General features: G+C 37.1%; 18 protein-coding genes and 3 pseudogenes. 14 read left to right on the top strand and 7 right to left on the bottom strand.

The genetic code is table 11. The features are described from left to right. Positions 1–58 precede the first annotated feature (58 nt). The 11 genes and pseudogenes from AC3CAU_RS00315 (at position 59) to AC3CAU_RS00265 (ending at position 4,899) form a co-directional block, all read left to right on the top strand. On the top strand, positions 59–499 hold the full coding sequence (locus tag AC3CAU_RS00315; RefSeq protein WP_447052998.1) for an Sbal_3080 family lipoprotein: 441 nt from the start codon (positions 59–61) through the stop codon (positions 497–499). Positions 500–589: 90 nt separating this feature from the next. Further along, positions 590–1,111, top strand: coding sequence for a DUF4468 domain-containing protein (locus AC3CAU_RS00310; RefSeq protein ID WP_447052997.1), 522 nt, complete (start codon positions 590–592; stop codon positions 1,109–1,111). 97 nt (positions 1,112–1,208) lie between these two features. Continuing rightward, a pseudogene (locus tag AC3CAU_RS00305) lies at positions 1,209–1,709 on the top strand (tape measure protein); the annotation flags it as partial. Continuing rightward, positions 1,696–1,983 (top strand): annotated as a pseudogene (locus tag AC3CAU_RS00300) (YqaJ viral recombinase family protein); the annotation flags it as partial. The pseudogenes AC3CAU_RS00305 and AC3CAU_RS00300, both read left to right, overlap by 14 nt. Beyond that, complete coding sequence (locus AC3CAU_RS00295) at positions 1,980–2,270, top strand: hypothetical protein (RefSeq protein ID WP_447052996.1); 291 nt, start codon at positions 1,980–1,982, stop codon at positions 2,268–2,270. The pseudogene AC3CAU_RS00300 and the gene AC3CAU_RS00295, both read left to right, overlap by 4 nt. After that, a complete protein-coding gene (locus tag AC3CAU_RS00290) occupies positions 2,267–2,503 on the top strand; it encodes a response regulator (RefSeq protein ID WP_447052995.1) in 237 nt (78 codons plus the stop codon). Before AC3CAU_RS00295 ends, AC3CAU_RS00290 begins: the two co-directional genes overlap by 4 nt. Next, entirely contained in the window at positions 2,503–2,817 is a 315-nt protein-coding gene (locus tag AC3CAU_RS00285) for a phiTE_072 family protein (protein ID WP_447052994.1), read from the top strand. The genes AC3CAU_RS00290 and AC3CAU_RS00285 overlap by 1 nt, the downstream gene beginning before the upstream one ends. Then, positions 2,817–3,185, top strand: coding sequence for a hypothetical protein (locus tag AC3CAU_RS00280; protein ID WP_447052993.1), 369 nt, complete (start codon positions 2,817–2,819; stop codon positions 3,183–3,185). Before AC3CAU_RS00285 ends, AC3CAU_RS00280 begins: the two co-directional genes overlap by 1 nt. A 75-nt stretch (positions 3,186–3,260) precedes the next feature. Next, positions 3,261–3,560 (top strand): hypothetical protein, encoded by a 300-nt coding sequence (locus AC3CAU_RS00275; RefSeq protein WP_488368400.1) that lies wholly within the window; start codon positions 3,261–3,263, stop codon positions 3,558–3,560. Further along, positions 3,560–3,766, top strand: a complete 207-nt coding sequence (locus AC3CAU_RS00270; RefSeq protein ID WP_171527860.1) for a hypothetical protein — start codon at positions 3,560–3,562, stop codon at positions 3,764–3,766. The genes AC3CAU_RS00275 and AC3CAU_RS00270 overlap by 1 nt, the downstream gene beginning before the upstream one ends. A gap of 8 nt (positions 3,767–3,774) precedes the next feature. Continuing rightward, positions 3,775–4,899 carry a phage integrase Arm DNA-binding domain-containing protein gene (locus AC3CAU_RS00265; protein WP_447052990.1) on the top strand — a complete coding sequence of 375 codons (1,125 nt, stop codon included), beginning with the start codon at positions 3,775–3,777 and terminating at the stop codon, positions 4,897–4,899. A 315-nt stretch (positions 4,900–5,214) separates the two neighbouring features. On the opposite strand, the gene fumC is transcribed toward AC3CAU_RS00265, so the two are convergent. Beyond that, positions 5,215–6,609: a class II fumarate hydratase gene (gene fumC, locus AC3CAU_RS00260; protein WP_131217512.1), complete on the bottom strand. Its 1,395-nt coding sequence runs from the start codon at positions 6,607–6,609 to the stop codon at positions 5,215–5,217. Positions 6,610–6,728: 119 nt separating this feature from the next. Then, a complete protein-coding gene (locus AC3CAU_RS00255; RefSeq protein ID WP_131217514.1) occupies positions 6,729–7,736 on the bottom strand; it encodes an SDR family NAD(P)-dependent oxidoreductase in 1,008 nt (335 codons plus the stop codon). Between the two features lie 613 nt (positions 7,737–8,349). On the opposite strand from AC3CAU_RS00255, the gene AC3CAU_RS00250 reads away from it, so the two are divergent. Further along, entirely contained in the window at positions 8,350–8,538 is a 189-nt protein-coding gene (locus tag AC3CAU_RS00250) for a hypothetical protein (protein ID WP_250697866.1), read from the top strand. Positions 8,539–8,547: 9 nt separating this feature from the next. Further along, positions 8,548–8,757 (top strand): amidohydrolase family protein, encoded by a 210-nt coding sequence (locus tag AC3CAU_RS00245; protein WP_250697867.1) that lies wholly within the window; start codon positions 8,548–8,550, stop codon positions 8,755–8,757. A 567-nt stretch (positions 8,758–9,324) separates the two neighbouring features. On the opposite strand, the gene AC3CAU_RS00240 is transcribed toward AC3CAU_RS00245, so the two are convergent. Next, the gene (locus AC3CAU_RS00240; protein WP_131217516.1) at positions 9,325–9,795 is read right to left on the bottom strand and encodes a hypothetical protein; all 471 of its coding nucleotides are present in this window, start codon (positions 9,793–9,795) and stop codon (positions 9,325–9,327) included. Between the two features lie 314 nt (positions 9,796–10,109). Here AC3CAU_RS00240 and AC3CAU_RS00235 point away from each other — a divergent pair, with 314 nt between their 5' ends. After that, positions 10,110–10,280 carry a hypothetical protein gene (locus tag AC3CAU_RS00235; RefSeq protein ID WP_165494054.1) on the top strand — a complete coding sequence of 57 codons (171 nt, stop codon included), beginning with the start codon at positions 10,110–10,112 and terminating at the stop codon, positions 10,278–10,280. A gap of 42 nt (positions 10,281–10,322) precedes the next feature. On the opposite strand, the gene AC3CAU_RS00230 is transcribed toward AC3CAU_RS00235, so the two are convergent. The 4 genes and pseudogenes from AC3CAU_RS00230 to AC3CAU_RS00215 all read right to left on the bottom strand — a co-directional run bounded on the left by AC3CAU_RS00230 (position 10,323) and on the right by AC3CAU_RS00215 (position 13,069). Then, entirely contained in the window at positions 10,323–10,661 is a 339-nt protein-coding gene (locus AC3CAU_RS00230) for a hypothetical protein (RefSeq protein ID WP_131217518.1), read from the bottom strand. Between the two features lie 311 nt (positions 10,662–10,972). Then, on the bottom strand, positions 10,973–11,140 hold the full coding sequence (locus AC3CAU_RS00225) for a hypothetical protein (protein ID WP_250697868.1): 168 nt from the start codon (positions 11,138–11,140) through the stop codon (positions 10,973–10,975). A gap of 316 nt (positions 11,141–11,456) precedes the next feature. Beyond that, a pseudogene (locus AC3CAU_RS00220) lies at positions 11,457–11,813 on the bottom strand (hypothetical protein). Positions 11,814–12,829: 1,016 nt separating this feature from the next. Continuing rightward, positions 12,830–13,069 (bottom strand): hypothetical protein, encoded by a 240-nt coding sequence (locus AC3CAU_RS00215; RefSeq protein WP_131217520.1) that lies wholly within the window; start codon positions 13,067–13,069, stop codon positions 12,830–12,832. Between the last annotated feature and the right edge of the window lie 624 nt (positions 13,070–13,693).

Here is a 13,693-nt window from a genome sequence, read left to right as displayed (position 1 = left end):
GTTGGTTTCTTTTTACCCTTAAAATTAGTATCTTATCCGCTTAATTTAAGGGGGTAGTATGAAAAAATTATTAGCTATTGGGGTTTTAGGAATTTCAATTACAGGCTGTACATCTATTCAAGTTAAAAATAATGAAGGATTTCAGCCACAGTCCGTTAAACAAATATGTGTGATCAATAACCCTAAAGTTATTATTGCTGGATTTGATGACTCAATTGTACGCAGCTTTGCAAGATACAATATTAATGCAAGGGTTTATCCTCAAGCCTCTAAAGCTGCACTATGTGAAACCACAATGGACTATACAGCATTGCGATCATGGGATTTTGTGACATACATGAGTTATGCAAAATTCACCTTAATGAAAGAAGATAGAATTGTTTCCGAGGCTGAGTTTAGATTAAAAGGCAAAGGTGGGTTTGCTTTAAATAAATGGCGAAGTACAGATACTAAGATTGATGAGCTGGTAGATGTATTGGTCGGCAGCGCAAGTAAGTAGATAAATGGACTTAAAGCAACCTCCTTTGGGAGGTTTCTTTTTATCTGGATAATTAGTATCTTGTGAATACTTATAAAAAAGGGTATTTGCATGAAAAATTTATTGATTGCTGGGGTTTTGGGGTTTGGATTGGCTGGGTGTACAACAACACCAAAACAACCAGTAGAGCCAGCAAAGTTTGAAAAAATCTATCAACTGGATGACCTAAATCAGGCTCAAGTTTACGATGGGGCAAGACAATGGTTTGCTGTGGCATTTCAGTCTGCTAACGCGGTAATTCAGTACGAAGATAAATCCACAGGCACAATTATTGGCAAAGGAAACATGCGCTACCCTTGTAGCGGGATGGAGTGTTTGGCAATGACAGGCAATGAAAGAGTTGATTTTACCGTCAGAGTTGACACCAAGGATGGAAGAATGCGAGTTGGGTACAACAGTCTAACTTATAGCGCTCCATCCTATATGAGTTCTGGCATAAGGATGCCTGCGCAAAACTATCCAATTACTGAAAGCAGAAAATCAACGCCTTTAATTATTAGTAATTTAAACAAGTTCTCCGATGAAATGGCTGAAAAAATTAGAACTCAGCAAACAGTTAATAGTAACTGGTAGCACATAAGTACAATTAACCCACTTCGGTGGGTTTTTTAATACCCAAAATCCATAGCTCGCATATTGCGGGCTTTTTTATTGTCCGCAGGAAAGTGAAATGACTCAAGAATCTCGTTTGGTCATCGTTATTGACTCTAAGAATGCTGAACGCAATACACGTGCGGTTGCTGACGAGTTGGCGAACCTGACAGCTAAAGGTGGTCAGGCAGAGTCACAAATGACCGCGATGAGTTCTTCGATTAAAAGCCTTGTTGGGTATATGGGTGGCATTCTAACCATCAATAAGGCCATTGCTATGGCTGATGGCTATACACAAATGGCAGCACGTATTCGTAATGCTACACAGAGCGCCGAAGAATACGCACTGGTGCAAGACCGCCTATTAAATACTGCGAACACCACTTACCGGCAACTTGGTGAAGCTCAAGAAGTCTACCTAAGCATGGCTGGCGGGATGAAGTCACTTGGCAAATCTACAAAAGATACTTTGGATTTAACCGACTCACTTTCTTTTAGCTTTACCCACAATGCGACACGTGTAGACCAAGCACAATCAGCAATGGATGCACTAAGCAAATCCATGGCTAGAGGTGAAGTGCCCAAGCACACAGACCCACTTGAACACCATCTTAACCAAAGAAGTACCGGGTGAATATATTCCACAGATCACTTGGCAATTGGCTTGCACTCGTCGCAAGTGGTGTGACTTTGTGAGTTATGACCCTCGCCTGCCTGAATATTTACAACTTGTGATTATCCGGGTATTTGCAAAGAATTTGGATATCGCAGGGATTGAGCAATCAGTAATTCGATTTAATCAAAAAATTGATCAGATTGTTGCTGAGTTAAATCCTAAGGAGGCTGCCGCATGAAAAAAGTAATCAAGCCTTCAAATGATTGGCAAGTGCTGCGTAATCGTTATGCAAGCACCAGGTCATACAAAAGCCGAAGTGCTTTAAGTATCTGGCGTAAAGAGGATTTTCAAAACTGGTTGGTTGATCAGGGTGCTGATGTTTTTAGTTCCGCAGAACAGTACGAAATACTTAGATTTAGGCTGCATGGTCAATTGGGTATTTGGTATCAAACTGGATCGGGCAATCTTTTAATGCACGACTTGGCTGAAAAATATAAAGAAGAAACTGAAATGGTGGCGACATGAAAAAAGTAGTCAAACCAAAGAACCTCATCGCCTTCCGTATCTGGCTTGAAAAGTTGGGGTATTCGGTGAAGCAATTAGGCAAAGGATTCACAGCTAACACCTCGGATCGCTTTATTAAGAAACGTCATCAGCATGTATTGGTGACTGCGGATTTAGGTGGGAATCAAGCAGCTTATGAGCTTGGTCAAGAATTTGAAGATCATTTGATCAGTATTGATTTGAAGGTGGCGTGATGGATATTAAAGAAGTTCGCACATACCACATACCTGCTCAAGATGGCGTAGATCCAATAGATGTTTTCATTGTGTGGTATGGCGAGTGTAAGTCGCAAATAACTATTCGTTGCTGGGATAGTGCGTGGACTGGATATCGTGGTGGGCATTGGCATGAGCGAGTTGAAAAATATATCACCGAGTGTGTGGATCAGGGAAGTACAGATCATTTAGTTGAATTATTTTCAAGAACACGCAGCCCTAAAGAAATTAAATGGCTTACCAAAATTATTGAAAGCATTCATAAATATTTAAAAAGCATTGAGGTGGCGTGATGCAAAATCCAGAAAAAATAGAAATCGAAGGTTTAAAAACAATTCATAAGCTCTGTAAATTTGGCGCAGATCACAATATGGAAGGCTGTTCATTTACGGAAATCGTTGAGCATATGTTTAATGAACTAGCCAAAGCCCAAGCGGTGCCGGAAGGGTTTGTTTTGGTGCCAAAATTATTGAGTGATGAACTGGCAGATGAATTAGCAATTGATGCCTTTAATAATATTCAAAGCATGTTTGATTATGAGCACAGAGGCTCAACAGCCACACACCGGGAAGAAATTCGATTGAGATGGTGCAAAAACAAAGCTAGAGACTTTCAAGAAAACTACAAGGCCATGATCGAAGCACAGGAGCAAAAGGGATGAAAGACTTTTACTGTCCTTATTGTGAGCATGGAATGGATAAAGATGAAGTCAATGTTCATGAAGATGATGTTTTAGGTGAATGGGAGGTTGAATGCCTTGAATGCAAAAAGACTTTCGAGCTTACAGCAGAACCCGACATTCTTTATTCAACTGCTGAATTGGAGCCAACCAATGACTGAAAAATTAGAACAAGCCAAAGACCTCATTGAATCGTTGGCCGCTCGGAAAATTGGTGGTACTGGCATTGAGTTGAATAGTGAAGAAACTGAATTGGCGTATGAAGTTTTTAACGATTATGTGATGCGGAATGAATTGAAAGGCGTTGATGTGAAGTTGCCTTTTGAAGTAATCCAAATTTTGAAGGAGACTCCCTGATGGCCTGCCTTATCAAAGTATCGGAATTTATTAAGCGAGTTTATGGAGAAAAGGATTCAACCCCTCCTACTCCACAAACCATTACACGTTCTTGCCGTCGTGGTGAATTGCCGGCAGAACAGAAAGGTAAGCTTTGGTATATTGATTGGGACATATATCAAAAACAAACTGGCGATGATCTTATTGATCGAGTACTTAATAGCTGAGGTATGCCATGGCACGACCACGCGCTAAAAGAAACAAAGACTTGCCACCCAATCTTTATCGTAGCGGTAACAATACCTGGCGTTATCGCCACCCTTTAACTGGTAAATATCACGGTATGGGTGATGATAAAACTAAAGCAGTAAATGCAGCTCGAAAGCTTAACGATATTTTAACCCCAGCAACCGATCTAGTATCGGTTGTCATGGGTGAGATAACTTTTGGTGAATTTTCTCAAAAGTTTTTAACTGAAAAACGTCGTAAAGATGGCCGGCCACTCGCTGACAACACAGTAAGAAGCTATAGCCATAGTTTAAATAGATGTACTGAGTGGGAAAATGTTGCACTTTCATCCATTACTTTGTTTATGGTTAATAAACTACTTGAGAGCCTACCTGCATCAACAAGTATTGAAACTCGTAGTTTACTCATTCAAATCTTTGATTTAGCAATAAGTAAAGGCCTTGTAACCGATAACCCTGCAGCCCAAACTATTAAGCGATATCGAATTAAACAGCGTAAACGCCATACATTGGAAGGCTTAACAGCTATTCGAAATGTATCACCTCAGTGGCTTAAAAATGCAATTGATTTGGCAATGCTTACAACCCAGCGACGCATAGACATTATCAATATGAAATGGACTGATATTAAGGATGGCCATTTACATGTTGCACAAGAAAAAACCACAAATGATCCAGAAGATGAGTTTGAATTATTAGAAGGTGCTGGGTATGTACGGATTAAAATTAATGATGAATTACAGCGTGTTTTAGACCGCTGTAAAGATAATGTTTTAAGTCCATACATTATCCATAGGGTACCGAAGGGGAAAACTAAAAACCGTGGCCAAACTAAAGATCATTGGACGCAAATAGAAGCTCAATACGTTTCTAGAGAGTTTTTGAATGCGAGTAGAGCAGCCAATGCTTATCCTGAATTAAATGGTCGCCAACTACCAAGCTTTCATGAAATTCGAGCCCTATCCATTCATTTGCATAAAAAAGCAGGTAAATTAGCCCAAACGTTGGCAGGTCATGCAACAGAAAGAATGACTGAAGTTTATGCATCAGGACATGAGATTATTTGGAATGATGCGGATGTTGGTATTGATCTGCCATTTGATGCAGATTGATCAACAAAAAATTAAAGCCACTTTTATAAGTGGCTTTTTTATTGACTTAACTGACTGAAAAATTAACTGCAAAACTATATTGCAACTTATTGTTTTCTATAATATCTATTATTGCTATTTTTCCTATATTTTACAGGAATATCAGCCCCCTAATTCACATATAAAACAATAACTTAAATTAGCTTAAAATGTATTTTAAATAAACATCAAGCATAATCAATCATCAGCAGTTAATCTCTCGCTATATTGTACGCATATATGCCACAGATAAAAACCACTGATGATCAATAGATCAGTCTTCAAGCCACTAGATCCTTATTTCACGTTAGCTGAAACCATATTTTCAGGGATCACCACGGCATCAAACTGTTCTGCTGTCACCAAGTTCAATTCAACTGCAACCTGTTTTAAGGTCTTGCCTTCTTTATAAGCTGTTTTTGCCACTTTTGCTGCATTTTCATATCCAATTACCGGGTTTAAAGCAGTGACTAACATGAGTGAATTATGTAGGAAATAATCAATTTTTTCACGGTTTGGCTCAATTCCCACAGCACAATGATCATTGAAACTATTACATGCATCACCCAGTAATTGAATCGATTGCAATAGGTTAAATGCAATCACTGGCATGAATACATTTAACTCAAAGTTACCCGAAGCCCCTGCAACATTAATGGTCGTATCATTACCCATAACCTGTGCCACTACCATGGTCATGGCTTCACTCTGGGTTGGATTGACCTTGCCTGGCATAATGCTTGAACCAGGTTCATTTTCAGGAATACGAATCTCTCCAAAACCACAACGTGGCCCACTGGCCAACCAGCGAATATCATTGGCAATTTTATTTAAACTGACTGCTAATGTTTTTAAAGCACCCGACGCAAATACCGCAGCATCACGCCCTGCTAAAGCTTCAAACTTATTCGGCGCAGTGACAAATGGCAAATCGGTTAATGTCGCCAATTCTGCCGCTGCTTTTACTGCATACTCCGGATGTGCATTTAAGCCAGTCCCGACAGCCGTTCCTCCTAAAGGTAGCTCATACAACCCTTCAAGTGCCTGATGTAAACGTTTCAATCCGTGGTCAAGCTGTGATACATAGCCACTAAATTCTTGCCCTAAAGTTAATGGTGTTGCATCCTGTAAATGTGTGCGTCCAATTTTAACAATATCTGAAAATTCCTTCGATTTTTCGTCTAATGTATCGCGTAAACGTTGTACTGCTGGAATGAGCAATTCGTTCATTTGCAGGCTGGCTGCAACATGAATGGCGGTTGGAAAAGAATCATTAGTGGATTGCGCACGGTTCACATGATCATTCGGGTGTACTGGCTTTTGCGAACCTAAAGGATTGCCCAGTTTTTGATTGGCAATATTGGCGATCACTTCATTACAGTTCATATTGCTTTGCGTACCTGAACCGGTTTGCCAGACCACCAATGGAAACTGTGCATCCCATTTCCCAGTAATCACTTCTTCCGCTGCATTGACAATATAATGTGACAATTCATGCGGAATTTGATCTAACTCGGCATTGGTGATGGCTGCCGCTTTTTTTACCAGCCCCATGGCCCGAATCATTGGTCGTGGTAAGCGTTCTTGCCCAATTTTAAAGTTTTGCAAACTCCGCTGTGTTTGCGCACCCCACATTGCTTCACTCGGAACTTCAACATCGCCCATTGTGTCGTGTTCAATACGTGTTTGCATCCTCAACCTCATTTCAATCTAGTTATATAACTTTAGCCAATTCATCTGTTTTGACATATTTAATGATCTTAATCAAATGTCTTATAATTATAAATGATTATTGTTTACATATAATTTTTTTAATGTCCTTTTAGTGTTTGCTGATAAAATCGCCAGGAATCTTCTATCATTTGGGTAATGGTGCGTTTAGGCTGCCATTTCAAAATTTCATGCGCTTTGCCTGTGGTTGCCCCAATCTGGTCTAATTCAGCATAAGTATAAAATGGTGCATCTATAGTTTTAATTTCGCTCTGGGTGACTTTGGCGACTTCGCTCAGTAAAGCACGAATGGACATATTCTGCCCTGCAATATTAAAAGCATCACAGGTATAAGGTTGAATTCTAAGCCATTGCAAAGTCGCTATAATGGCATCACAGCAATCCAACACATGTAAAAAACTGCGTTCGACGGTACGATCTAAGGTATGAGCTTGCTGACGTAACTCAATATAATCTCGTTGTTTGGCGGCAGCTTGCAATGCCAAGGGAATAATATTTTTAGGTAAAGGTGCCACGAACTCTCCTAACACCGCATGTTCAAAGGCACCTGCAATATTACTTAATCTCAAGATTGCAATTTTCCATTCACTGTCTGTTAATGCAGTATCTCGGATGATTTCTTCTGCCATTTGTTGCGACTTGATATAAGGATTCGGATAAGAATAGTTAAAAGGCATTTCTTCTGACAGGGTTGAACTTGACTGTCCATATACGGCCAAACTGGATAAATGGATTAAGGTTCGAACTCCTGTGCGCTGCATAGCACGCAGCAAACTCATAATGCAGCTCACATTATCGTTATAGTATTCCAGTGGTTTAAGTGCCGATTCCTCAATTGATTTAAAGCCTGCGGCATGAATGACCGCTTCTACAGAATATTGTTCAAAAACTTTGTTTAAAGCGGGTGTATTACGAATATCAATTTTGACAAATGGCACATACATACCGGAAATAAATTCGAGACGTTCTAAGGTTTGTAAACTTGCATTGGATAAATTATCAACAATAATGACTTCTTGCCCATGCGCCATGAGGCTTAAAGCAATATGTGAACCAATAAAGCCTAAACCACCAGTCACTAAAATCATTGTTTAGATACTCCTTATATTAATCAGTATCTTATATTTTATAGATGTATTTTTGGTGTCCTTGCTAACTTATCCACAGATACTATAAATAAAAAACCGACTCAAAATTTCTCTTGAGTCGGCTAGTCTGCAAGAGAATTATAAGATTATGTTAAAGGCTTAGAATATTTCATGTGTTGCAGTTATGACTATTAACTGTTGTTATTTATGATAAGAGATAATTACTCATTGAGTAGTTTTTATTCAGACGATTCTTCATTAATTTTAAATGAATTAAGACTATTTTTATATTAAAATGGTTAAAGCCCCGACTTGAGAGCTTTTAAAAAGTCGATCTGATTGAATAATCTTATATTGTAAACTTCATAGTTTTGCGTCATCTGTATTCTGCAAGAATTTTAAGAAAAATATCTAAAAGCTTTAATGCTTGTGTAATTAGTCTTGTAAAAATTTCAATTAAACTTGTCTATTTTCAATATATTCTCTGCTTATAAAAATATACTTCGATGGTTTTTGACGTTCTAACCTTTACTGTCTAATTTAGACAGAGGGCAATACAACAAAACAATATTTAAAAATTTTGTCATGCTAATAACAATAAAGAGGGTTTTTATTGTCAATAAACCAGGACGGAAATAATAATGAGCAAAATCAACAGACTAAACAGGCAGATTTAATCTCTGAAAGTGCTACAGTTTATACTGCAGATACTAAGGATGTTGAAGCTCAGGCAGGTGCGGAAAAAGATGGAAAAATTGTTTATATGAGTAATGATACCGGGCATAAAACATGGCGTGATTAAGATACACGCGTGATCAACTTACAAGGTAAAACTTTATTGCCAGGCTTTATTGCTACTCATAACCATGCATATCTTCGTGCAGAATCGATGTATTGGGTAAACTTAGCAGCGCCGAGTCTGGAAGGTTATAAACAAGAAACTCAAGCCTTTTTAGCCACACGTCCAGATACTAAACAAATTCGTGGTGTCGGTTGGAATTTGAAATATATTCTTGAATAGGCTGAGGCAACAGGCCGTTCTCCAACACAGTTAAAAACTGTTCTAAGAATAAAATCAGGACATAAAAAAAGGCGCTAATTGAGCCTACTTGAGTTTTCAAGCCTGTTTCCAGTCTTCAATTAATTTCATTTTAAAGTTTCCTCAAGTTGTGTGATTTTTTCTTTCATGAGTGATTTGAATAATGGATGAACCAACTCAGATGCATGCGGCGATAAGCGAGACTCTTGAGTCATTTCCTTTCCTGTAAGCAATAAAAGAACATCTAAGAAGTGGACAGACATAAAAAACCGATCTCATTTGGGTTGGCTTACATTTTCTAGATATAGGTACAAATAGTTATTGTGAGCAAAATTGTTAAGAACCATCATGCTTGCATTTTTCATAATTCCATTCGACACCAATGGGTAGTTGGATAAAATATTTCATAGGAAATATGTTTTCCTCTTTACTTTCCGGTCCAGTGAAATCAAAAACCCCGGTGTTAGGTCACTGGGATTTTCTTTGGTTAATATAGGTTTAGGGAGTAAAAAAGCAGCCTAGGGTGCCTTATATGCAGTCTTAACTAAATTATTTAATTTCAGATTCTTCAATATTTTTAGGTAAATTAAGACTGACTTTGAAATTTCCAATTTCATTCTCACCTCCCCAATCACCATATATTAATGCTGTAACTTCAATTGCTGCATCTTCAGATAAGTTCTTATTATTTAATAATTTTAGAAATTTTAGAGCATCATCGTCGCTCAAATACCCCACTTGAATATCATTAATAAGTACCATAACTGCATGTGTATATTCAGTATTGGTGAAGTCCTTAACCAAAAGCGCAGTAACCACTTTGCTTACTGAATTTTCAAGCTTTGGGCCTACTATTTCAACTAATGGCTCTTGGTGATCTCTTTCACCAATAACGCTATGGGTAAATTTATTTTTTGAAACTTTTTTAATTTCTCCACCCAATTTAAATTTAGTATGCGCGCCTACCATAACAAAAGCAGTGACAGCTATGATTATTACTATTAAAAAGATTAGCCCCATAATTACTACTCTTTTATTTGTGCGATTTGAGTTTATGAATTTAACATAGAAAAAAATGATTTTTTTTAGCCCCTAAGGAAGCTTCTTAGGGTATTTGTGTTTCTAAATAAATTATTCTTATTTGGACACATTAAAAGTAACCAATTTAAAAGAAAATTAACCAAAAAAATCACTAGATAATCGCGCTTACATAAACTTGTAGCGCTCTAACCAAAAGCTTGATTATTTTACATATGCAGACATAGCTAATACTCAATCAGATAATTTTCTTCTTTACTCTGAATTTAAGTTTTAGAAACATAGAGGAAATTCAAATGAAAAAGTATTCAAAAATTCTATTACTCACCTTAACTAGTTTTGTGGGTACAATAGCTATAGCAGATGAATCAATTCCACCAGAAGCTACTGCAGCAGCAGAAGCCCAACAAGCTGCCCTGGATTACCAACACCAACAGGACAATCAATCTAAAACACCGAATGAATAAATTAAAGCCCTCTATTTGAGGGCTTTTTTAGAGCTAAATAAACTAACTCCATCTTCGCTTGCAGGTGTTATTCCATGCAAACTCAAAGTTTTCCGAATCTGTAAAGCCTTCTATAAGAACAATATTGCGATCTACCATAATGAAACGTTTAAAGCCAGTGTAGGTATCGCGCTTTTTTATGTAATTAACCTCGCCACATACCCCTAGTTGATTCCGGAATATTACTGAATCTGGGCCTGGTAATGATTTTCTAAGAAAATTTCTTGACTCTTCTTGTTGCCTTTCTTCTAGCGCTCCAAGAGTAGATATTTGATTATCTGCTTCAACTTTGCTGCAACTCGCCATACCTACTGCAAGTGACAGTAAAATTTTCTTCTTCATAGTCCTTCCTTTTCTTGACGGCTCACCTTACCTTTATTTTTCACATAAAAAAACCACTCCGAAGAATGGTTTTGTATGGTTATGTTTACACTAATTGAACATTTGCCCCAATTGGTAAATAACCAACATAAGAGCAAGAGCTGAAGATGATGTCGCAAGCATTTCTACTTTATTCATAATGATTCCCTCCTGCTTTTATTGTTCTATTGTTATACATCATAATAAGAATTGTTATCAAATTCAAATGCAACAACACGTAAATATTGGAAGCTTATTCAAGCATTAAAGAACCTCCTGGAGGAGGTTTGTTTTTAGAAGTTGTATCGAATACCTGCTTTATAGGTTGGCATTTCATTGCCTGATAGATCAAAGCCCTTCTCATAAGCATTCTGCGGACTATCAAGCGTAACTTTGTGCAACGCTCTAAATTCACCATCTTGAACAGGTGATCGAATCACGACTTGCTGAAGTTGTTTCACCTACAATCTTTTTAAGGTGGTCATCTACTGTTTTAAGCACATCAATCGCAAAATTAGATGGTTTGTTTTCCAAGACATTTATACTACCTCAACCTTGCCTACTCTTATTTCATAAATAAGAGTGCCATTCTCTATAATGGGATTCCCATGCACTGCTTGTTTATGCTTTATGAAGTAGCCTTTATTTGTGTCGCAAAACATCACATGTAGTATCTTAATGCTATCCAGCAAGACCTTTTTAACTCTAGGCTCGGATTGCTCCACATCAGCATGATAAATACCATCTGTATGCATGGCTTAGTGTATTAAGTTTTGATCATTGATGTAGATCATCAGTTTCACTCTCCTGAAACATCGCAAAAAAAATCCTGAGCGATACGCTGTATTGAGTAAGCTTCAAATTCAACACTAGGTTTTTTCTCACCCATGAGTTTTTAACTCTTAGCCAAATATGCACAGCTTCATGCAATAAAAGCTTATGAACTTCGATTAGTGTTCTTTCGCTGCAATCACCTAATTGGATAATGCAATGCTTACCCCCATCGTAATAATTAACCTGAGTCCCTGCACCTAAGTGCATAAACTCTTGTGTTTCGGTCAAATCGTCAAACAGCAGGTCGAATTGATCTTGATTACAAGCTAGAGTGTATTTTGAGTGTACAAAAGGTGAAATGTATCACTCCAGCACATAATTATTGCTGATCATAAATTTCAGCCATTAAAAAACCCACCGAAGTGGGCCTAATTCAGTTGTGATGTGAGTTTTTGTAGAAATGTATCGAGCTCATCTTGAGTTTCAAAAGAAAGAGTTAATATATGGTCATTTGAAAACCCAATATTTAGTTGTAACTTCATTGCCTGAAGATTGTTTGCTGTTGAAAGATTTTCTATAAGCCTAATTTTATCTTTGTTGATAAAAATTTCCGACCTGTTGTACGGGACAATATATTTCATAAACATTGTTATTTATTCTCATATTTATATCAAAATTAGTTCTAACATATTTACATCACAAGTCAACAATCTACCCAACTCTTATAAGTTGGCAAGCCAAATACTTCCGGTCGGATCAGTCCCAATATTTACCACCTTAAACTCACCTTTACCAGTAATCAAAACATCAATGATCTGCGCAATGCTCGTCGTGTCATTCTTCTGCAAGATAGCCTTGGAGTCTGTCACCGACTCAAATTTTGATATTTAATCAACTCATCACAACAAAACTGCAAATCTTTTTTAGCTTGTACACGATCTGTCATGATTACCCCTAAGAAGAAAAGAAAAACCCCCTTAACTTCGAGCATGCAAAGGAAATTTATATGCCGTAATACATCCCGCAAGTTTGGAGAAATTATTTAATCATCTTTACGCATTCTTGGATATATCCACGCTCATGATCGTAATCAAACTCATAAGCATGAAGGCAAAATAACTTGCGTAGAAATTGGAGCATGACTTTTCTCCTGACAAAAAAATACCTCCCGAGGGTGGGAGGCAAAACTAAAAACCAGAAACTACAGCGATAGATTCTGCGCGTATTCTATACACCATTAATTCTCAATCATTGGCAAAATATGCCGAAATTTAAAAATTACATTAATTAAATCAGTTCATTATAAAAAATTAATTTATGATTTATTAAATATAAAAAAGCCCGATCAGTGACCGAGCTTTCGTTGCCATATAAATCTATTTTTTTGAATTCTTCACTTCAAACTGGTATTCATCTTGAGTAACCTTGATTTTAATATTCTTGTATTTTCGTTTATTTGGATCCATTGCCGAGCCGGCAACTTCCTCAAAAAAGTTACGATCATTCATTAGCTCGCCATATGCTTTATAACCTAACAAAATCTTTTCAGGCTTTTTTCCGTTAACTGCTAACGCACTAAGAGTTTCTTCTAATTTTTTAACAGTTAAGATTGTCATTTTAATTAAAGCTCAAAACAAAAAGTTATTATCGCTCAATTTTATGAACAAACTATGTCAAAAAAGCCCACCATTTGGCGAGCTTCAATCTGTCTATCCCAGTCTAACTTTAAGATAGGCGTTTGGCCCAAGAATTATTTAACTTTTCTTAGGCAGTCGCGACACACCTTAATATCTTCATCATTTTCGGTATGATCAAACTCAGCAATACCATGACACCCAACGAAACATAAGATAAATCGGAGCATAAATTCCCCCCTTTAGGTATGTGGATTAACTTACTGTTGATGAAAATAAAAAGCCTACTTAATGCTGCTAATCAAGTGGGCTTTTCAATTCACATTACATTGTTTTAATTGTTAAGTTTTTGGAATGACTAAAATATATCACTAAAAATTCAAATGAAAAGTATAGTAAATACAATTGATATGTTTGGAGATGTTTAACTTAAGTTATTATTTATTAACAACTTGATTGGAAACCAATCAAATATGAGTTTTAATACCTCTGGAATATCATTAATTTTAAAATCATTGTCATATTTAGCTTTAACAAATTTAGATAAATTATCAAAATTTCGCTGATATTTTTCCGCCATTTCATTAGCTGTTTTTATTTGGTCAG

This window comes from Acinetobacter sp. GG23 (assembly GCF_057766365.1).
This window is presented reverse-complemented; position numbering and strand designations above follow the sequence as displayed.